Annotated in this window: 15 protein-coding genes and 1 pseudogene; 12 read left to right on the plus strand and 4 right to left on the minus strand. The window is 67.8% G+C overall.

Going from position 1 to position 19,480, the window contains the following annotated elements; genetic code table 11:
- Positions 1-74 precede the first annotated feature (74 nt).
- From ACSFBC_RS08905 to ACSFBC_RS08920, 4 genes are all read right to left on the minus strand, one after another.
- Positions 75-806 (minus strand): DUF3025 domain-containing protein, encoded by a 732-nt coding sequence (locus ACSFBC_RS08905; RefSeq protein WP_435509937.1) that lies wholly within the window; start codon positions 804-806, stop codon positions 75-77.
- On the minus strand, positions 803-1,678 hold the full coding sequence (locus ACSFBC_RS08910) for an NYN domain-containing protein (protein ID WP_435509938.1): 876 nt from the start codon (positions 1,676-1,678) through the stop codon (positions 803-805). Before ACSFBC_RS08910 ends, ACSFBC_RS08905 begins: the two co-directional genes overlap by 4 nt.
- Entirely contained in the window at positions 1,675-2,706 is a 1,032-nt protein-coding gene (gene pyrC / locus ACSFBC_RS08915; RefSeq protein ID WP_435509939.1) for a dihydroorotase, read from the minus strand. The genes ACSFBC_RS08910 and pyrC overlap by 4 nt, the downstream gene beginning before the upstream one ends.
- Before the next feature lie 238 nt (positions 2,707-2,944).
- The gene (locus tag ACSFBC_RS08920; protein WP_435509940.1) at positions 2,945-3,865 is read right to left on the minus strand and encodes a LysR family transcriptional regulator; all 921 of its coding nucleotides are present in this window, start codon (positions 3,863-3,865) and stop codon (positions 2,945-2,947) included.
- A gap of 147 nt (positions 3,866-4,012) precedes the next feature.
- On the opposite strand from ACSFBC_RS08920, the gene ACSFBC_RS08925 reads away from it, so the two are divergent.
- The 12 genes and pseudogenes from ACSFBC_RS08925 (at position 4,013) to ACSFBC_RS08980 (ending at position 19,285) form a co-directional block, all read left to right on the plus strand.
- Positions 4,013-6,145 carry a 3-hydroxyacyl-CoA dehydrogenase NAD-binding domain-containing protein gene (locus ACSFBC_RS08925; RefSeq protein ID WP_435509941.1) on the plus strand — a complete coding sequence of 711 codons (2,133 nt, stop codon included), beginning with the start codon at positions 4,013-4,015 and terminating at the stop codon, positions 6,143-6,145.
- A 49-nt stretch (positions 6,146-6,194) separates the two neighbouring features.
- The gene (locus ACSFBC_RS08930; protein ID WP_435509942.1) at positions 6,195-7,385 is read left to right on the plus strand and encodes an acetyl-CoA C-acyltransferase; all 1,191 of its coding nucleotides are present in this window, start codon (positions 6,195-6,197) and stop codon (positions 7,383-7,385) included.
- Positions 7,386-7,526: 141 nt separating this feature from the next.
- On the plus strand, positions 7,527-8,735 hold the full coding sequence (locus ACSFBC_RS08935; RefSeq protein WP_435509943.1) for an acyl-CoA dehydrogenase family protein: 1,209 nt from the start codon (positions 7,527-7,529) through the stop codon (positions 8,733-8,735).
- Between the two features lie 11 nt (positions 8,736-8,746).
- Complete coding sequence (locus ACSFBC_RS08940; protein WP_435509944.1) at positions 8,747-9,889, plus strand: acyl-CoA dehydrogenase family protein; 1,143 nt, start codon at positions 8,747-8,749, stop codon at positions 9,887-9,889.
- Positions 9,886-10,698 carry an oxepin-CoA hydrolase, alternative type gene (locus ACSFBC_RS08945; protein WP_435509945.1) on the plus strand — a complete coding sequence of 271 codons (813 nt, stop codon included), beginning with the start codon at positions 9,886-9,888 and terminating at the stop codon, positions 10,696-10,698. Before ACSFBC_RS08940 ends, ACSFBC_RS08945 begins: the two co-directional genes overlap by 4 nt.
- 924 nt (positions 10,699-11,622) lie before the next feature.
- Positions 11,623-12,831, plus strand: coding sequence for a CaiB/BaiF CoA transferase family protein (locus tag ACSFBC_RS08950; protein ID WP_435509946.1), 1,209 nt, complete (start codon positions 11,623-11,625; stop codon positions 12,829-12,831).
- A 44-nt stretch (positions 12,832-12,875) separates the two neighbouring features.
- Complete coding sequence (locus tag ACSFBC_RS08955) at positions 12,876-13,874, plus strand: Bug family tripartite tricarboxylate transporter substrate binding protein (protein WP_435509947.1); 999 nt, start codon at positions 12,876-12,878, stop codon at positions 13,872-13,874.
- A gap of 55 nt (positions 13,875-13,929) precedes the next feature.
- Positions 13,930-15,879 carry an acyl-CoA synthetase gene (locus ACSFBC_RS08960; RefSeq protein WP_435509948.1) on the plus strand — a complete coding sequence of 650 codons (1,950 nt, stop codon included), beginning with the start codon at positions 13,930-13,932 and terminating at the stop codon, positions 15,877-15,879.
- A 37-nt stretch (positions 15,880-15,916) separates the two neighbouring features.
- A complete protein-coding gene (locus ACSFBC_RS08965) occupies positions 15,917-16,918 on the plus strand; it encodes a Bug family tripartite tricarboxylate transporter substrate binding protein (RefSeq protein ID WP_435509949.1) in 1,002 nt (333 codons plus the stop codon).
- A gap of 92 nt (positions 16,919-17,010) precedes the next feature.
- Positions 17,011-17,151, plus strand: a pseudogene (locus tag ACSFBC_RS08970) (electron transfer flavoprotein subunit alpha/FixB family protein); the annotation flags it as partial.
- Between the two features lie 137 nt (positions 17,152-17,288).
- Complete coding sequence (locus ACSFBC_RS08975) at positions 17,289-18,272, plus strand: tripartite tricarboxylate transporter substrate binding protein (protein ID WP_435509950.1); 984 nt, start codon at positions 17,289-17,291, stop codon at positions 18,270-18,272.
- Positions 18,273-18,313: 41 nt separating this feature from the next.
- The gene (locus tag ACSFBC_RS08980; protein ID WP_435509951.1) at positions 18,314-19,285 is read left to right on the plus strand and encodes an NAD(P)H-dependent flavin oxidoreductase; all 972 of its coding nucleotides are present in this window, start codon (positions 18,314-18,316) and stop codon (positions 19,283-19,285) included.
- The last annotated feature ends 195 nt before the right edge of the window (positions 19,286-19,480 follow it).

The raw sequence follows: 19,480 nt of genomic DNA on the forward strand, positions 1-19,480 counted from the left end.
TTTTCCGTTCGGGCCGGATCGTTCGGGGCACGCATGCCGCGGATGCGATCGACCCGGCGCGGCACGCGAACCGGTCATGCCCTGGGCCTGAAGACCTGCGCATCGGCATAGAAACTCGCCGACGCGTTCTCGGCGCACCAGCCCGGCACGCCCAGCACCGGCAGCGCCACGAAGGGCTTGGTTCGCAGCCATGCCGCGTCGAGTGCGTCCGCCAGGGCGGCATCGTCGAAAGCGTCGGCCGTGTACGGCCCGGGCATGCGCAGCACATGCGCGGTGATGGGCTTGCGCGGCGTCACCAGCTTCTCGAGCAGCGCATGGCCGAAAACCAGCAGCCGCGCATCGCGCCAGCGCGCCCGCTCGGTGACGAACAGCGCGTGCCAGTCGCGTTCGATCAAGGCCTGCCACAGCACGGGCGGTGCCTCGAGCAGCGCGCCGTTCTCGTCGAACAGCGTGAGCGCATCGCGCAGCGGCCCGCGCGTGGTGCCGATGCCGGCCCGTGCGATCTCCGCGGCCTGCAGCGCATTGAGCTGACGTTTGCTGTGCGGGAAGGCGCACCACACGAGGCCGTTGAAGAAGTCGTGCAGGTTGTCGCGGGTCGGGACACTGCGGGTTTCGAAGATGTGGGCCTCGTAGGCCTGGCCCGTGGGCAAGGCATCCTGCGGCACGAAGGCGGGCGCATTTCCGGGCTTCGATGCCGACAACGCCGCGGCCACCGATGCCTGCTGCGCGGCCTGCGCCACCGCTTCGCCGCGCAAGCGATACGGCGCGAGCCAGGGCTGCGCCCAGTCGATCGCGCTCAGGCTCAAGGCGCGGGCGCGCCCGTCCAGCGGATGCGGTCGGGGTGCTGCATCACCGCGAACTCCGACGTGAGCTTGTCGAACAGCTTGAGCGAGCTGCCGCTCTTGCTCAGCAGGCCGGCCGCGCGCAGCGCCTGCGCCACGTCGTTGAGCTGCACCTCGTTCCCGCTGCGCAGTGCCGGCACGGCCGTGAGGATGAACTCGGCCGCTTCGGACACCGGCGCGGGCTGGGGCGCGGCGGCCGTCTTCCGGGCGGCGGTCTTGCGCGCGACCTTCTTGGCCGGCGCGGTCTTGGCTGCGGGAGCGGGTGCAGGCGACGGCGCGACCGTGCGGGCCGCCGGTTTGGCGACGGCCTTCGCGGCGGTCTTGCGCGCCGGACGGGGCGCGGCTTCGGCCGCGGGCTGCGCACGCCGCGATCGAGACGCCGATTCTGCAGCGGCGGATGGCGCGCGCGCCGCGTGGTGCTGCAGGTCGGTGAAGGCGTCGTAGGCGGCCACGGTCTCGTCGCCGGTCTTGCCCTGCTGGCCGATGCCGCAGACGCGGCAGCCCTTCTCGCGCAGCCGGATCACCAGCGGCGCGAAGTCGGAGTCGGAGGACACCAGGTAGACGATCTGCGGCCGCTCGGCGATCGCCAGGTCGATCGCATCGACGGCCAGCGCGATATCGGTGCTGTTCTTGCCCGCGGCCAGGTTGACCATCGGCCGCACCGAGAGCCGCTTGAACAGCGCCTGGTGCTTGAGCGCGACCTCGGGCGTGCCGTAGGCGCGGCGCACGTGCAGCGCGCCGTGTTCCTTCAGCACCAGCTGCACCGCCTGCTCCATCACGTCGGCCGAGACGTTGTCGGCATCGATCAGCAGCATGACCTTCGGGGCCGCGTTCATACGAGCCTCCAGGGCAGCGACTCGCCACCGCGCAGCGGTTTCAGCTCGGCCTCGCCGTAGGGCACGGTCTCGGGCACGGTCCACGCTTCGCGGCGCAGCGTGACGGTGTCGGTGTTGCGCGGCAGGCTGTAGAAGTCGGGTCCGTGAAAGCTCGCGAAGCCCTCGAGCTTGTCGAGCGCGCCCGCGTTGTCGAAGGCCTCGGCGTAGAGCTCGATCGCGGTCAGCGCGGTGTAGCAGCCCGCGCAGCCCAGCGCATGCTCCTTGAGGTGCGAGGCGTGCGGCGCGCTGTCGGTGCCGAGGAAGAAGCGGTCGCTGCCGCTGGTGGCGGCCTCGACCAGCGCCACGCGGTGGGTCTCGCGCTTGAGCACCGGCAGGCAGTAGTAGTGCGGCCGGATGCCGCCGGTGAAGATCGCGTTGCGGTTGTAGAGCAGGTGGTGCGCCGTGATCGTGGCCGCGGTGAAGCGGTCGGCGGAGCGCACGTAGTCGGCGCCTTCCTTGGTCGTCAGGTGCTCGAACACGATCTTCAGCTCGGGGAAGTCGCGCCGCAGCGGGATCAGCACGCGGTCGATGAAGACCGCCTCGCGGTCGAACAGGTCGATGCTCGGATCGGTGACTTCGCCGTGCACCAGGAACAGCAGGCCGTGCTTCTGCATGGCCTCGAGCGTCTTGTAGGTGTGGCGCAGGTCGGTCACGCCGGCGTCGCTGTTGGTGGTGGCGCCGGCCGGATAGAGCTTGAGCGCGCGCACGCCGGCTTCGGCCGCCAGCGCGATTTCCTCGGGCGGCAGCTTGTCGGTGAGGTACAGCGACATCACCGGCTCGAAGGCCGTGCCGGCCGGCACGGCGGCCAGGATGCGGTCGCGGTAGGCCAGGGCCTGTTGCGCGGTCGTGACCGGCGGACGCAGGTTCGGCATGATCAGTGCGCGGCCCATCTGGCGGGCCGAATGCGGCACAACGGCTTCGAGGGCGGCGCCGTCGCGCACGTGCAGGTGCCAGTCGTCGGGGCGGGTGATCGTGAGTGTGTCTGTCATGGCGGGGGCGATTGTCGCATCGCCTCCAGCTGGCATTCGCGCGGGATGACGGCGCACATCCACGACGAAAGGGCTGCGGCCGGGTTCAACAGATGTACGCGCTGGCACCCTGCAGCGACTTGCCGCCGTTGGCCGAGCCGAACCCGACACGGCCGCCACTTCGGCGCGCCGATGCGCTTCCTGAGCAACCCCCTGTCCACAAAGTCCCGGCCTCGGGCGTGCCGGCCGGTGAAGTCATCTACCGCTGCGACTGATCGCCGGCGTCCAGCGCCCGCTCCCGCGTCCGCGACAGAATGAATTCGATGAAGGTGCTGATCGCCCGCGTGTGCTGGCGGTTCGGCATGTAGAGCATGAACATCTGGGTGCCGAAGATCGACAGGCGCCAGTCGTCCAGCGTGGTCACCACGTCGCCGCGGCGCACGTCCTCCTGCACCACGTAGTCGGGCACGAGGCCGACGCCCAGGCCCGCGAGGATGGCCTGGCGCAGGAACAAGAAGTTCTCCGAGATCAGCGTCGGCTCCAGGATCACCTCGCGCCGCGTCTCGCCCTGATAGGCCGAGATGCGCAACTGCCGCCCGATGACCGCGGCCGTGACCACGGGCGTGGTGCGCAGCGCGTCGAGCTGCACGGGCAGCGGGTGGCGCTCGGCGAATGCGCGCGTGGCGCAGGCCACGTAGCGCACCGGCCCCATCTCGCGCGCCACGAGGTTCTGCGGCGGCTCGGGAATCACGCGGATCGCGATGTCGACCTCGTCGCGCAGCAGGTCTTCGATGCGGTTCTCGAACACCACGTCGAGCACGATGCCGGGGTACTGGCGCTTGAAGTCGATGAGCCAGTCGGCCATCACGAGCTGGCCGTAGCCGCTGGGAACGCTCAGGCGCACCCGGCCCTGCAGCCCCTCGCCCAGCGCCGTGACCGACTCACGCGCCGCCAGCAGCTCGGTCTGGATCGCCACGCCGTGCTGGTACAGCCGCAGGCCGATCTCGGTGGGCTCGGCGCGGCGGGTGGTGCGCCGTATCAGTTGCGCGCCGACCGAGCGCTCCAACTGGTTCAGGTGGTAGCTGACGTTGGCGCGGCTCATCTTCAGCCGCCGCGCGGCGGCGCTCAGGTTGCCGGCGTCAAGGATTTCCACCAGCAGGGTCAGCGATTGCAGGTCCATGGACGGAGTGTGTCAAATATTATTTGACAGTCTGTCAACCATCTATGCAATTGTCAAAGCCGCGATGCGGGCCAAGAATGCGGGGTTCACCCGCAGAGCCTCGGGCCCCTCGCGTTCGCAGGGTCCGCCAACGCAAGAGACAAGCACATGGCCACCACAACCCCCAGCCCTTCCACGTCCGGTCCCGTCACCTCTCAACGTCAAGGCGACGTGTTCGTGGTGACCATCGACAACCCGCCCGTCAACGCCCTGGGCGTGGAAGTGCGCCGCGGCCTGGCGGCCGCCATCGACGCGGCCGAGGCCGACAGCGCGGCCAAGGCGGTGCTGATCGTCGGCGCGGGCCGCAACTTCATCGCCGGCGCCGACATCCGGGAGTTCGGCCAGACGCCGCAGCCGCCCTCGCTGCCCGAGGTCTGCCTGAAGATCGAGAACTGCACCAAGCCGGTGGTTGCGGCCGTTCATGGCGCCGCACTCGGCGGCGGACTGGAGATTGCGCTGTCGGCGCACTACCGCCTCGCTTCGCTCACCGCCAGGCTGGGCCTGCCCGAAGTGGCGTTGGGCCTGCTGCCCGGCTCGGGCGGCACGCAGCGCACGCCGCGCCTGATCGGCGTGAAGCCCGCGATCGAGCTGATGCTCAGCGGCCGCCATGCGGGTGCGAAGGAAGCGCTGTCGCTCGGCCTCGTGGACCGCGTCGCCGCAGACACCGACGCGCGCGCCGAAGGCCTGGCCTACGCGCAGGAACTGGTCGCCGCCAACGCCCCGGTGCGCCGCACGCGCAAGGCCACCGGCCTGGCCGACCAGGACGCAGCCCGCGCCGCCCTCGACGCCGCGCGCGCCGACACCGCCAAGAAGAGCCGTGGCCTGTTCTCGCCGATGAAGATCGTCGAAGCCGTCGAAGGCGCGCTCACGCTGCCTTTCGACGACGGCATGGCGCTGGAGCGCAAGCTGTTCCTGCAGTGCATCGACAGCCCGCAGCGCGCCGGCCTGATCCACGCCTTCTTCGCCGAACGCGAAGTGCTGAAGGCGCCCGAAACCCGGTCGGCCAAGCCGCGCGCGCTCGCATCCGCCGGCATCGTCGGTGGCGGCACCATGGGCGCGGGCATTGCCGTGGCCATGCTCGACGCGGGCATGCCCGTGACGATGATCGAGCGCGACGACGCCCAGCTCGCGCGCGGCCGCGCCAACGTCGAGAAGGTGTACGACGGCCTCATCAAGAAGGAGCGCATGACGCCCGAGGCCAAGGCCGCCTTGATGGCGCGCTTCAACGGCGCCACCAGCTACGACGCCCTGGCCGACGTCGACATCGTGGTCGAGGCCGTGTTCGAGGACATGGCGGTCAAGAAAGCCGTGTTCGCCGAACTCGACCGCGTGTGCAAGAAGGGCGCCGTACTGGCCACCAACACCTCGTACCTGGACATCGACGAGATCGCGGCCAGCATCTCGCGGCCGCAGGACGTGGTCGGCCTGCATTTCTTCTCGCCGGCCAACATCATGAAGCTGCTCGAGATCGTGGTGCCCGCCAAGGTCCGCGCCGACGTGGTCGCCACCGGCTTCGAGCTGGCGAAGAAGCTGAAGAAGGTGCCGGTGCGCGCCGGCGTGTGCGACGGCTTCATCGGCAACCGCATCCTGGCCGTGTACCGCCAGGCGGCCGACCACATGATGGAAGACGGCGCCTCGCCGTACGACATCGACGCGGCCGTTCGCAACTTCGGCTACCCGATGGGCCCGTTCCAGGTGTCCGACCTGGCCGGCGGCGACATCGGCTGGGCCACGCGCAAGCGCAAGGCCGCCACGCGCGACCCGCAGGCGCGCTACGTGCAGATTGCCGACCGCATCTGCGAGCGCGGCTGGTTCGGCCAGAAGACCCAGCGCGGCTACTACCTGTACCCCGAAGGCGCACGCACCGGCGTGCCCGACCCCGAGGTGCTGGCCATCATCGACGCCGAGCGCGAGCGCGTCGGCATCACGCCGCGCGCTTTCACCGAAGAGGAAATCATGCGCCGCTACATGGCCGCGATGGTCAACGAAGGCGCCAACGTCGTGCTGCAGCGCATCGCGCTGCGCCCGCTCGATGTGGACGTGACCTTCCTCTACGGCTACGGCTTCCCGCGCCATCGCGGCGGCCCGATGAAGTACGCCGACACGGTGGGTCTGCCGAAGGTGCTGGCCGACATCCGCGAGTTCGCCAAGGAAGACCCGATCTTCTGGAAGCCGTCGCCACTGCTGGTCGAACTGGTCGCGCAGGGCGCGGACTTCGCCAGCCTCAACAAATCCGAGTAATCAGCGTTCATCCGAGTCCGTACAGGTCCGTCCATCAAGGAGTCATCCCATGCGTGAAGCCGTCATCGTTTCCACCGCCCGCACCCCGCTCACCAAGGCGCACCGCGGCGAATTCAACATCACCTCCGGCGCCACGCTGGCCTCGTTCGCGGTGAAGGCCGCGGTCGAGCGCTCGGGACTGGACCCGGCGCTGATCGAGGACGCGATCCTCGGCTGCGGTTACCCCGAGGGCACCACGGGCCGCAACATCGCGCGCCAGGCCATCATCCGTTCGGGCCTGCCGATCAGCATCGCCGGCACCACGGTGAACCGCTTCTGCGCCTCAGGCCTGCAGGCGATTGCCATGGCCGCGGGCCGCATCGTGGTGGACGGCGCGCCGGCCATGATCGCGGGCGGCGTCGAAAGCATCTCGCAGATCCGCGGCCGCAGCCCCGGAGACGGCGGCGACCTCAGCCTGGACCCGTGGATCGTCGAGCACAAGCCCGCGCTCTACATGGCGATGATCGACACCGCCGACATCGTGGCCAAGCGCTACAACATCAGCCGCGAAGCGCAGGACCGCTTCTCCGCCGAGAGCCAGCGCAAGACCGAGGAAGCGCAACTGGCCGGTCGCTACAAGGACGAGATCGTCGCCTGCACCACCACGATGGCCGTGACCGACAAGGACACGAAGGAAGTGACGCACCGCGAAGTCACCGCCACGGAAGACAACTGCAACCGCCGCGGCACCACCTACGAAGCGCTGGCCAAGCTCAAGCCGGTGATGGGCGAAGACAAGTTCATCACCGCCGGCAACGCCTCGCAGCTGTCCGACGGCGCCTCGGCCTGCGTGATGATGGAAGCCAAGGACGCCGAACGCGCCAACCTCAAGCCGCTGGGCGCGTTCCGCGGCCTGGCGCTGGCCGGTTGCGAGCCCGACGAGATGGGCATCGGCCCGGTCTTCGCCGTGCCCAAGCTGCTTGCGCGCCACGGCCTGAAGGTCGAGGACATCGACCTGTGGGAACTCAACGAAGCCTTTGCCTCGCAGTCGATCTACTGCCAGGACAAGCTGGGCATTCCGTCGGAACGCCTGAACGTGAACGGCGGCGCCATCTCCATCGGCCACCCCTTCGGCATGACCGGCGCGCGCCTCACGGGCCACGTGCTGATCGAAGGCAAGCGCCGCGGTGCCAGGTACGCCGTGGTGACGATGTGCATTGCCGGCGGCATGGGCGCGGCTGGCCTCTTTGAAATCTACTGACAGCCTTCACTCTCCCCCAGGCTTCGCGCACTTCGTTTCGCTTCTCCACCCCCCTTTCCGGGGGCACCCCCTGCGGCCCGGCAAAGCCGGTTCCGCGGGGTTCCACTTGAATACGTCAACCCTCTATCCGAGAGATAAGACATGGACCTGAACTTCACTTCCGAAGAAGAAGCCTTCCGCGCCGAAGTGCGCGCCTTCCTCGCCGACAAGCTGCCCGCGCGCCTCTCGGCCAAGGTCGGCGGCGGCCAGATTCTGAGCAAGGCCGACATGCAGGAGTGGCACGCCATCCTGAATGCGCGCGGCTGGCTCGCCAACCACTGGCCCGAGCAGTACGGCGGCCCGGGTTGGACGGCGGTGGAGAAGTTCATCTTCGAGCACGAATGCGCCCTCGCCTTCGCGCCGCGCATCGTGCCCTTCGGCGTGAAAATGCTGGGGCCGGTGCTCATCAAGTACGGCAACGAAGCGCAGAAGCAGCGCTGGCTGCCGCGCATCCTCGACGGCGCCGACTGGTGGTGCCAGGGCTATTCGGAACCCGGCGCGGGCTCCGACCTGGCCGCAGTGAAGACCTCGGCCGTGCGCGGCATCGATGCCCAGGGCGACCACTACATCGTGAACGGCCAGAAGACCTGGACCACGCTGGGCCAGCACGCCAACATGATCTTCTGCCTGGTGCGCACCAACCGCGAGGCGAAGAAGCAGGAAGGCATCAGCTTCCTGCTGATCGACATGACCTCGCCCGGCGTCGAAGTGCGCCCGATCATCACGCTCGACGGCGAGCATGAAGTCAACGAAGTCTTCTTCTCCGACGTGCGCGTGCCCGCCGAGAACCTGGTGGGCGAAGAGAACAAGGGCTGGACCTGCGCCAAGTACCTGCTGACCTACGAACGCACGAACATCGCGGGCGTGGGCTTCTCGGTGGCCGCGCTCGAACAGCTCAAGGGCATTGCCGCGAAGCAGACGAAGACCGGCAAGCCGTTGAACGAAGACCCGGCTTTCGCCGCACGCATGGCGCGTGTCGAGATCGACCTGGAAAACATGAAGACGACGAACCTGCGCGTGATCGCGGCCGTGGCCGGTGGCGGTGTGCCGGGTGCGGAGAGTTCGATGCTGAAGATTCGCGGCACCGAAATCCGCCAGGAGATTTCGTCGCTGGCCCGTCGTGCGATGGGCGTGTACGGACGGCCCTTCGTCGAGGAAGCGCTGCACGACGGCTTCGACGGTGAGCCCTTCGGCCCCGCCTATGCGTCGGCCGCCGCCGCGCGCTACTTCAACAACCGCAAGCTGTCGATCTTCGGCGGCTCCAATGAAATCCAGAAGAACATCATCAGCAAGATGATCCTGGGCCTGTAAGGAGACATGCAGTGAACTTCGAACACACCGAAGACCGGCGCATGCTCGCCGACAGCCTGAACCGCTTCATCGCCGAGCAGTACGCCTTCGATGCGCGCGACCGCATCGCGAAGTCCGAGCACGGGTTCAGCAAAGAGACGTTCCAGCAGTTCGCCGAACTGGGCGTGATCGGCGCTCTGTTCAACGAAGCCGATGGCGGCTTCGGCGGCGGCGGCTTCGACATCGCCGTCGTCTTCGAGGCGCTGGGCCGCGGCCTCGTGGTCGAGCCGCTGCTGGGTGCGGTGATGGTCGGCGAGGCGCTCAGCGCGGCCGGCAACGCCGCGCAGAAAGAAAAGCTCGGCGACATCATCAACGGCGTGACTGTTGCTGCCTTTGCGCACGACGAAGCCGATACGCACTACGAGCGCACGCGCGTGGCGACGAAGGCCGAGCGCAGCGGCGACGGCTGGGTGCTGAAGGGCGCCAAGGCTGTGGTGCCGCAAGGCGAGCAGGCCGACCTGTTCCTGGTCTCGGCCCGCACCTCGGGCAATGTCGACGACGAGGCCGGCATCTCGCTGTTCCTGGTGCCCGCGAAGACGGCAGGTCTTTCGGTCCGCGGCTGCCCCGCCATCGACGGTGGCCGCGTCGCCGAACTCACGCTGGACGGCGTGACGCTCGGCGCCGATGCATTGCTCGGCGCGGAAGGCCAGGGCCATGCAACGCTGGAGCGCGCCATCGGCCGCGGCGTGCTCGCGCTGTGCGCCGAAGCCTTGGGCGCCATGGAAGCCGCCAAGACCGCCACGCTGGACTACCTGCGCACACGCAAGCAGTTCGGCATTCTCATCGGCAGCTTCCAGGCGCTGCAGCATCGCATGGCCGACCTGCTGCTCGAGATCGAACAGGCCCGCTCGGCGGTCATCAACGCCGCAGCCGCCATCGATGGCACGGACCGTGTGGCGCGCGAGCGTGCGCTGTCGGCCGCCAAGTTCAGCATCGGTCGCATCGGCGCGCTGGTCGCGGAAGAGAGCATCCAGATGCACGGTGGCATCGGCATGACTTGGGAGCTGCCGCTGCCGCATTACGCCAAGCGGCTCGTGATGATCGACCACCAGTTGGGCGACGAAGACCACCACCTGCAGCGCTACATCGCGCTCGGCAAGGAGCTGGCGGCATGACGGACAAGACCGTGCTGATTTCGCAAGAAGGCGCCGTCCGCATCCTGACCAACAGCAACCCCGGCGCGCGCAACGCGATCACGCCGACGCTCTATGCCGAATTGTTAGCCGCGCTCAACGATGCGGTGAACGATCCCGAAATCGGCGCCATCGTCTTCACCGGCGCGGGCGATTTCTTCTGCTCCGGCGGCGATCTGAATCTGCTGGCCAAGCGCCGCGAACTGCCCGCATCGGAACGCCGCGAAAAGCTCGAAGGCCTGCACGACCTGATCCGTGCGATCCGCGATTGCGGCAAGCCCGTCATCGCGGCCGTCGAAGGCGGCGCGGCGGGCGCGGGCCTGTCGATGGCGCTGGCCTGCGACATGCTGGTGTCGGCGCGCGATGCCTTCTACACCGTGGCCTACGTCAAGGTCGGCCTCACGCCGGACGGCGGTGCCACGGCCTTCCTGTCGGAGTTCGTCTCGCGCCAGGTGCTGACCGAGATGTGCCTGACCGGCGACCGCCTGCCGGCCGAACGTCTGCACGCGCTGGGCGCCGTCAACCGCCTGACCGACAAGGGCGCCGCGCTGGCCGAAGCCATCGCGCTCGCGGCCAAGGTGGCGAACGGCCCCCTGCGGGCGAGTGCGCGCATCAAGACGCTGTGCCGGCAGGCGCATCGTGCATCGCTCGAAGAACAGCTGGAACTGGAAGCCGTCTATATGGTCGAAGCACAGGCCGATGCGGAAGCGGCCGAAGGCATCGGTGCCTTTCTCGGCAAGCGCAAGGCGGATTTCGTCGCGCTGCGCCACAAGAAGCAGGACGCGTTCTGACGCCCCGGCCTCATCCTCATCCTCATCGAACCTGAACCTGAACCTGAACCTGAACCTGAACCTGAAACCGAACCCAAAACCGTTCGGGCTGAGCCTGTCGAAGCCTCGCGCCCATCGCGAGCAGCCCTTCGACAGGCTCAGGACGAACGGTGTAAGGAGTGATTTGTGCCTGTCCCAACAACCGTTCGGGCTGAGCTTGTCGAAGCCTTTCGCCCACCGCGAGCAGCCCTTCGACAGGCTCAGGGCAAACGGTGTAAGGAGTGATTCGTGGCTATCCCAACAACCGTTCGGGCTGAGCCTGTCGAAGCCTTGCGCCCATCGCGAGCAGCCCTTCGACAGGCTCAGGGCGAACGGTGTAAGGAGTGATTCGTGGCTATCCCAACAACCGTTCGGGCTGAGCCTGTCGAAGCCTCGCGCCCATCGCGAGCAGCCCTTCGACAGGCTCAGGGCGAACGGTGTAAGGAGTGATTCGTGGCTATCCCAACGACCGTTCGGGCTGAGCTTGCCGAAGCCTTGCGCCCACCGCGAGCAGCCCTTCGACAGGCTCAAAGCGAACGGTGTAAAGAGTGATTTTTGCCTATCCCAACAACCGTTCGGGCTGAGCCTGCCGAAGCCTTTCGCCCACCGCGAGCAGCCCTTCGACAGGCTCAGGGCGAACGGTATAAGGAGTGATCTGTGGCTATCCCAACAACCGTTCGAACTGAGCCTGTCGAAGCCTCGCGCCCACCGCGAACGGCCCTTCGACAGGCTCAGCGCGAACCGTGTAAAGAGTGATTTGTGCCTATCCCAACAACCGTTCGGGCTGAGCTTGGCCGGTCCTGAGCTTGTCGAAGGATCGAAGCCTCGCGTGGCGCTTCGACAAACTCAGCGCGAACGGATCTGTATTTCGAACCCAACCCGGTCTCACGTCTTCCTGGAGCCGCTATGCCCATGCTGAATTCCTCCCTGCCGCTCGCCGGCGTACGCGTCCTCGATCTGTCCCGCATCCTCGCGGGCCCCTGGTGCGGCATGGTGCTCGCCGACATGGGTGCCGAAGTGATCAAGGTCGAGCACCCGGGCCGCGGCGACGACACGCGCGACTGGGGCCTGCGCGTCGGCAAGACCGAGACCGCCTACTTCAACAGCGTGAACCGCAACAAGCGCTCGGTCACGCTCGACCTGCAGACGCCCGAAGGCCAGCAGATCGCGCGCGACCTGGCCAAGCAGTGCGACGTGGTGATCCAGAACTTCAAGTTCGGCGGCATCGACAAGCTGGGCCTGGGCTACGCACAGCTCCGCAAGGAACAGCCGGGCCTCATCTACTGCTCGATCTCGGGCTACGACCGCACCGGCCCCGAGGCCGCGCGCCCCGGCTACGACCTCGTGGTGCAGGGCGAGGCCGGCCTGATGGCGCTGAACGGCGAAGCCGACCAGCCGCCGCTGAAGTTCGGCGTGGCGGCCGTCGACCTGTTCACCGGCATGTACTCGGCGCAGGCCATCCTGGCCGCGCTCTACCAGCGCGAGAAGACCGGCAAGGGCCGGCATGTGGAGATGGCGCTATTCGACTGCGGCCTGATGATCACGGCCTACTACGGCCTCGAAGCGCTGCTGATGGGCGAAGACCCGCCGCGCTACGGCAACTCGCATCCGTCGATCGTGCCGTACGGCGTGTTCGACGCGCAAGACGGCCCGCTGGTGATCACCGTGGGCAACAACGCGCAGTTCGCGCGCTTCTGCACCGAGGTGATCGAGCGGCCCGACCTCACGGCAGACGAGCGCTTCAAGACCAACATCCTGCGCTCGGCCAACCGCGATGTGCTGCTGCCCGAACTGCACGCCGAGCTGGCCAAGCGCCCGCGCGCCGCGCTGCTCGAAAAACTCAACGCCTCGGGCATTCCCTGCGGCGAAGTGCTGGGACTGCTGGAGGCGCTGAACTCCAAGCGCGCCACCGACGCCGGCCTCGTGACCACGCAGCCGCACCCGGTGGCCGGCACGGTCAACGTGCTGGCGCCGCCCTACCGTTTCGATGGCGAGCGCCTGCCCGTGCGCAGCGCGCCGCCCACTTTGGGCGAAGGCACGCACGACGTGCTGAAGTCCCTGCTCGGCCTGTCGGATGAAAAGCTGGCAGCGCTGAAAACGAACGGCGTCGTCTGATCGCACCCCGCGAAGACAACGCCCGCATCCCTGAAGAGAAGTCCATGACCTTTCCGTTTCTTAGCTCCCCTCGCAATCCCGTGCGCCGCGCCTTGATCGCCCTGGCCCTTCCCCTGCTGACCGGCACCGCCTTCGCGCAAGCCTGGCCCACCAAGCCGATCACGCTGGTCGTGCCCTTCCCGCCCGGCGGCCCGACCGACGTGGCCTCGCGCATCGTGGCGCAGAAGATGTCGCTGTCGCTCAAGCAGAACATCCTGGTCGACAACCGCAGCGGCGCCTCGGGCACCATCGGCGCGGCCTTCGCAGCCAAGGCCGCACCCGACGGCTACACCTTCGTGATGCTGGCCACGCCCACGCTGCTGGCCTCGCACCTGTACGGCACCGTGCCCTACGACATCTTCAAGAGCTTCACGCCCGTGGGCACGGTGTACGACCTGCCGATCGTGATGGTGGTGAACCCGAAGGCCCTGCCCGGCGTGAACGGCCTGCAGGACCTGATCGCCAAGGCCAAGGCCGACGGCGGAAAGCTCAACTACACGACCGCCGGCGCCGGCAGCTTCGGCCACCTGACGACCGAGCAGCTGAAGAACATCGGCAAGTTCGAGATGCAGCACGTGCCCTACCGCGGCAGCGCTCCGGCCGTGACCGACCTGATCGGCGGCCAGGTGCCCGCGATGTTCTCCGACCTCGTGGCCGTGATCCCGCACATCCGCGCCGGCACGCTGCGCCCGATCGCCGTGGGCTCCGGCAAGCGCGTGAGCCTGCTGCCCGACGTAAAGACCGTGGCCGAGCAGGGCTTCCCCGGTTTCGACGCCACCTCGTGGGGCGCGCTGCTGGCCCCGGCCGGCACGCCGCAAGCTGTGGTCGACCGCATGAGCGCCGAGCTGAAGAAGGCACTGGCCGACAAGGAAGTCGGCGAGAAGCTTGAGAGCGTGGGCTCCTTCGCGGCGTACGGCACGCCGGAACAGACCGGCGCGCGCATGCGCCAGGACTTCGAGCGCTGGGGCAAGGTCATCCGCGACAACAAGATCACGAACCAGTGAGACACAAGGCGGGGCATCCCGTCCGCAGCCGGCCAGACGACCTCAAGGAGACACCATGACAACAGGCAACGACAAGAACAACAACGTCATCGGCGCACCGTTTCGCCCCCGGTTTCCGGTGCGCGGGCTCGCCGACATCCGCGTGCTCGAGGCAACGCCGCTCGCAGAAGCGCTCACGGTGCGCAGCACCTACGAGATTTTCTGCAATGCCAGCGCGGCCTTCGGCGACAAGACCGCGCTGACCTTCCTGCGCACCGGCAACCCGGCCGACGAGCCGATCCGCTGGTCGTATGCCGAGCTGCTCGCACGCATCCACCAAACCGCCAACCTGCTGCACACGCTGGGCGTGGGGCCGGACGACGCGGTGGCCGTGCTGCTGCCCGGTTGCCTCGAATACCACCTCGCACTCTGGGGCGGAGAAGCGGCCGGCATCGTTCAACCGCTCAACCCGTTGCTCACCGATGAAAAGCTGGTGGCACTGATGACCGCGGGCCGCGCCAAGGTGCTGATCGCCTATGGCTCGGACAGCGAATCGGGCATGTGGTCGAAGGCCATGCGCCTGCGCGGCCAGGTGCCCACGCTCACCACCGTGCTGCGCGTGGCGCCGCACGACGAAGCACAGGGTGCTGCGGGTGCGTTGCCCGAAGGCGTGGCCGAGTTCGACGTGCTGCGCGCCGTGCAACCGTCCGACCGCCTCGTGAGCGGCCGCGACATCGCGCCCACCGACATCGCTGCCTACTTTCACACCGGCGGCACCACGGGCGCCCCCAAGCTGGCACGCCACAGCCACGGCGCGCAGGTGTTCACCGCCTGGGCCAGCGTGCAGCTCGCGGGCATGAGCGAGCACGGCATCTCGGTCAACGGCTACCCGCTGTTCCATGTGGCGGGCGTGCTGCCGGCCTCGCTGTCGTCGCTGTCGGCAGGCGCGGAGGTGATCATTCCGACGCCTTCGCTGCTGCGCAACAAGGAGGTGCTGGCCAACTACTGGAAGCTCGTCGAAAAGTACCGCCCGACCTCGCTGTCGGCCGTGCCCACGGTGCTCGCGGCACTGGCCAACGTGCCGCTGGACGGCGCGGACATTTCGTCCATCACCTACTGCCGCACCGGCGCCGCCGTGCTCGCGCCCGAGCTGGCCGCGCGCTTCGAGCGCCTGTTCGGCCTGCACGTGCACGAGAGCCTGGGCATGACCGAGATGGCCGGCATCTCGACCATCACGCCGCCCGGCGTGAACGGGCCCGCCGGCTGCGTCGGCTTTCGCCTGCCGTACGCGCAGGTGCGCATCGTGGCGCTCGACGAGAACGGCAACGCGAGCGAGCGCGAAGTGGCGCCGGGCGAGACCGGCATGGTGCTGTTCAAGTCGCCCAACGTGTTCTCGGGTTTCGTCGATCCGGCCGACAACGCCAAGGCCTTCACGGCCGACGGCTGGCTCGCGACCGGCGACCTGGGCTGGATGGACGCCGAGGAGCGGCTGCATCTCACAGGCCGCTCGAAGGACCTGATCATCCGCAGCGGCCACAACATCGACCCCAAGACCATCGAGGACGCGCTGGGCGCGCACCCGGCCGTGCAGCTGTGCGCCGCCGTGGGCGCCCCCGATGCCTACGCGGGCGAGCTGCCCGTGATCTTCGCGACGCTGGTGCCCGGCGCCTCCGCCGCCGAAGACGAGCTGCTGGCTTTCACTTCCGCGCGTGTGGACGAGGCACCCGCGCGGCCCAAGTGGGTGTCGGTGATCACGACGATGCCCATGACCAACGTCGGCAAGATCTACAAGCCCGAGCTGCGCGCCATGGCCGCGCGGCAGGTGGTGGCGGCCACGGTCACCGAGGTCTGCGCCGAACTCGGGCTGAGCGATGCGGCTCGGCCCGCGGTGAGCACGGAAGGCGAAAACCTCGTGCATGTGCAGATCGACGCCGCCGCAGCGGGCGCACTCGCCGCACCACTGCAGGAGCGGCTGCAGAAAGTGCTGGCACCGCTGCCCTTCAAGACGTGCATCGCGCTGAAATGAACTTCAAGAGTTTCTGAAACCAACGGGAGACAAGACCATGGCCCATCCATCCTCCAACCTGCGCGCATTGCTCTGCGCCGCAGCAGCATCGACCGCCGCACTGTTCGCGCTGGCACCCGCGCATGCGCAGGCGCCCTACCCGAACAAGTCCATCCGCCTCGTCGTGCCCTTCCAGGCCGGCGGCGCGACCGACGTGCTCGCGCGCGTGCTGGCCCAGAAGATGTCGACCGGCTTCGGCCAGCCCGTCATCATCGACAACAAGCCCGGCGCGGCCGGCATCATCGGCACCGACGCGGTCGCCAAGTCGGCGCCCGATGGCTACACCGTCGTCTTCTCGCTCAGCAACGCGCTGCTGACCAACGAATTCCTCTACGAGAAGCTGCCCTACGACACGCAGCGCGACCTCACGCTGGTCTACCAGGTGGCTATGGGTCCGTTGGTGCTGGTGGTGCATCCGAGCGTGCCGGTGAAGACCGCGCCGGAGCTGCTGAAGTACGTGGCCGCGAACAAGGGAAAGGTGGCCTACGGCTCGTACGGTGTGGGCGCCTACCCGCACCTGGCCGGCGCGCACATGAGCCTCACGCAGCAGGCCGAGATGAACCACGTCGCCTACAAGGGCGAGGCGCCGATGATGCAGGACCTGATCGGCGGCCAGATCCAGATGGCCTATGCGAGCGCGCTCGTGGCCAAGCCGCACATCGACGCGGGCAAGGTGCGGGCCATCGGCGTGAGCGGCGAACGCCGCATGGCCGCGCTGCCCAACGTGCCGACGATGGCCGAGCAGGGCCTGAAGGACGAGGCCTATCGCGTGACCGGCTGGCTCGCCTTCGCGGTGCCAGCCAAAACGCCCAAAGCCATCGTGGACCGCATCGCCGACGAAGTCCGCAAGGCCATGCAGCAGCCCGATGTCCGCGAGCGCGTGGCGGCCATGGGCTTCGAGAGCAAGGACAGCTCGCCCGAGCTTTTTCTCGCCGCCTGGAAGCAGGAACGTCCCGTGTGGGAACGCTTGATCAAGCAGTCGGGCGCCAAGCTCGAGTAACCCATTTTTCGTCCTTCAAAGGAACAGCCATGAAGGTTCTGGTCCCGGTCGAACGGGTCGTCGACTACAGCGGCAAGGTACGCGCGAAGAGCGACGGCACGGCCGCGACCGGTGGTTCGGCTTCGGTCGAAACCGTCGAAGGCCTGGCCGACAGCGGCAAGTCGAGCTTCGTGAGCCGCGAGGTGACGAAGAGCGAAAGCCCCGAACTGGGCCAGACCGGCAAGATCGTGGCGCCGACTTGTTCGCGGCCGTCCCCGAGCTTGCACAGGCGATCTGAACGGAGCTCTGGCGCGGTTCAAGGAGGGCTTCCGACGCTCTCCTGGCGAGCTCCAGAGCGATTTTTCATTCAACGAATCTGGTGACAAATTCCATGACCATTCCCCTTTCCCGCCGCGCGCTCATACAGACAGCCACCGCCGCACTGGCCAGCGCGGCTCTGCCAGCCCTGGCGCAGTCCGCCTGGCCCAGCCGCCCGATCAAGATCATCGTGCCCTACACGGCAGGAGGCTTTACCGACCAGATGGCGCGCCTGTTGCAGGTGGGTCTGCAAAAGCAACTGGGCCAGCCCATCGTGATCGAGAACAGGGCGGGAGCCAACAGCATCATCGGCGTGGACCAGGTGGCCAAGTCCGCACCCGACGGCTACACCTTCGGGGTGGTGATTCCGGCTTTCACGGCCAACACCACGCTTTACCCCAAGCTGCCCTATGACCCGCGCAAGGACCTGGTGGGCGTGTCGCTCATGGGGGTGTCACCGCTGGTGGCAGCCGTCGCCAACAATGCGCCCTTCAAGAGTGCCAAGGAACTGGTGGCCTACGCCAAGGCCCACCCGGGCAAGGTGAGCTTCGCTTCCTCAGGCAGCGGCTCGGCAGCGCACCTGACCAGCGAGTTGCTGAAGACGCTGACCAAGACCGACATGGTGCACGTTCCCTACCGTGGCGCTTCGCCGGCCCTGGCCGACCTGATGGGCGGTCAGGTGCCGTTGTTCCTGGACCCACCACCCAACCTGATCCAACCCGCCAAGGTCGGGCGCATCCGTCTCATCGGCGTGGCCGGCGACAAGCGCCTGCCCATCCTGCCCGACGTGCCTACTTTTGCGGAACAAGGTTTCGCGGGGATGGTGGGAAGCACCTGGGCGAGCATGATCGCGCCCGCCGGCACACCGCGCGACATCGTCAAACGCATGTCGGAGGCAGTCAACCAGATCATCCACAGCGAAGAAACACGCGCCAAGCTCGAAGCCATGGGAACGTTCGCAGAAGGCAGCACGCCAGAGGCATGCGACGCCTTCCTTGCGGCGGAAACGACCAAGTGGGGGAAGGTGATTCGCGACGCCGGGGTGACGGTGGACTGAAGAGTGAGGGCCACAGCCCGCCACGAACACTGGAGAAAAAAATGAAAACCCGCATCACCGAACTGCTCGGCATCCGCTACCCCATCATCCAGGGCGGCATGCAATGGGTGGGCCGCGCCGAGTTGGCCGCAGCCGTGTCGAACGCCGGCGGCCTCGGCATCCTCACGGCGCTGACGCAGCCCACGCCCGACGACCTGCGCAACGAGATCGCGCGCACCCGCACGTTGACAGACAAGCCCTTCGGCGTGAACCTGACGATCCTGCCGGCGGTGAAGCCGCCGCCGTATGCGGAATACGTGCAGGCCATCATCGACAGCGGCGTGAAGATCGTGGAGACCGCGGGCAACAGCCCGAAGGACTTCATCGAAGCGCTCAAGCGCCACGACGTGAAGATCGTCCACAAGTGCACCTCGGTGCGCCATGCGCTGTCGGCGGAACGCAATGGCGTCGACGCGGTGTCGGTCGACGGCTTCGAATGCGCGGGCCATCCGGGCGAAGACGACGTGCCCGGCCTCGTGCTGCTGCCCATCGCGGCACGCAAGCTGCGCATTCCGATCATCGCGTCGGGCGGCATCGCCGACGGACGCGGCATGGCGGCGGCATTGGCGCTGGGCGCCGAGGGCGTGAACATGGGCACGCGCTTCTGCGTGACGCAGGAAGCGCCGATTCACCCGAACATCAAGCAGGCGCTGGTCGATGCCACCGAGCGCGACACCAGGCTGATGTTCCGCACCATGCGCAACACAGCTCGGGTGTTTCGCAACGCCATCTCCGAAGAAGTGGTGGCCACCGAGAACCGTCCTGGCGGCTGCGAATTCGAGGAGGTGCGCCCGCTGGTGGCCGGTGCGCGTGGCCGTGCGGCGCTGGAGTCGGGCGAGGTGCACGACGGCGTGGTGTCGGCCGGCCAGTGCATCGGGCTGATCGACGACATGCCGACCTGCGCGGAGTTGCTCGAGCGCATGGTGCGTGAATGCCGCGAGCATCTGGACCGGGCGCGGGGCTGGATGGGCTGAAGTCTTTCTGCTCGCATCCGGGGCGCTCACGAGGCCCCCTTACAGCGCATTGCGGAAGCTGCATTTGTTGGCGGTTGCGTCTGAACTTGCTCGCAAGGCTGGGGAGTTGTTTCAGATGAGCGAGAAGGCGCGACGTGGGGGCGCCTGAGACTGGCGGGTAGCGGCTGGTCTGCGGGCTGCAGGTTTCGCGGCCCG

The sequence above is a fragment of the Variovorax frigidus genome (assembly GCF_051216515.1).
Classification (GTDB): domain Bacteria; phylum Pseudomonadota; class Gammaproteobacteria; order Burkholderiales; family Burkholderiaceae_C; genus Variovorax.

Coding starts and splice junctions, on each gene's coding strand:
- ACSFBC_RS08910 (WP_435509938.1), bottom strand. CDS start 1,678: ATGAACGCGGCCCCGAAGGTCATGCTGCTGATCGATGCCGACAACGTC.
- pyrC (WP_435509939.1), bottom strand. CDS start 2,706: ATGACAGACACACTCACGATCACCCGCCCCGACGACTGGCACCTGCAC.
- ACSFBC_RS08920 (WP_435509940.1), bottom strand. CDS start 3,865: ATGGACCTGCAATCGCTGACCCTGCTGGTGGAAATCCTTGACGCCGGC.
- ACSFBC_RS08925 (WP_435509941.1), top strand. CDS start 4,013: ATGGCCACCACAACCCCCAGCCCTTCCACGTCCGGTCCCGTCACCTCT.
- ACSFBC_RS08930 (WP_435509942.1), top strand. CDS start 6,195: ATGCGTGAAGCCGTCATCGTTTCCACCGCCCGCACCCCGCTCACCAAG.
- ACSFBC_RS08935 (WP_435509943.1), top strand. CDS start 7,527: ATGGACCTGAACTTCACTTCCGAAGAAGAAGCCTTCCGCGCCGAAGTG.
- ACSFBC_RS08945 (WP_435509945.1), top strand. CDS start 9,886: ATGACGGACAAGACCGTGCTGATTTCGCAAGAAGGCGCCGTCCGCATC.
- ACSFBC_RS08950 (WP_435509946.1), top strand. CDS start 11,623: ATGCCCATGCTGAATTCCTCCCTGCCGCTCGCCGGCGTACGCGTCCTC.
- ACSFBC_RS08955 (WP_435509947.1), top strand. CDS start 12,876: ATGACCTTTCCGTTTCTTAGCTCCCCTCGCAATCCCGTGCGCCGCGCC.
- ACSFBC_RS08960 (WP_435509948.1), top strand. CDS start 13,930: ATGACAACAGGCAACGACAAGAACAACAACGTCATCGGCGCACCGTTT.
- ACSFBC_RS08965 (WP_435509949.1), top strand. CDS start 15,917: ATGGCCCATCCATCCTCCAACCTGCGCGCATTGCTCTGCGCCGCAGCA.
- ACSFBC_RS08975 (WP_435509950.1), top strand. CDS start 17,289: ATGACCATTCCCCTTTCCCGCCGCGCGCTCATACAGACAGCCACCGCC.
- ACSFBC_RS08980 (WP_435509951.1), top strand. CDS start 18,314: ATGAAAACCCGCATCACCGAACTGCTCGGCATCCGCTACCCCATCATC.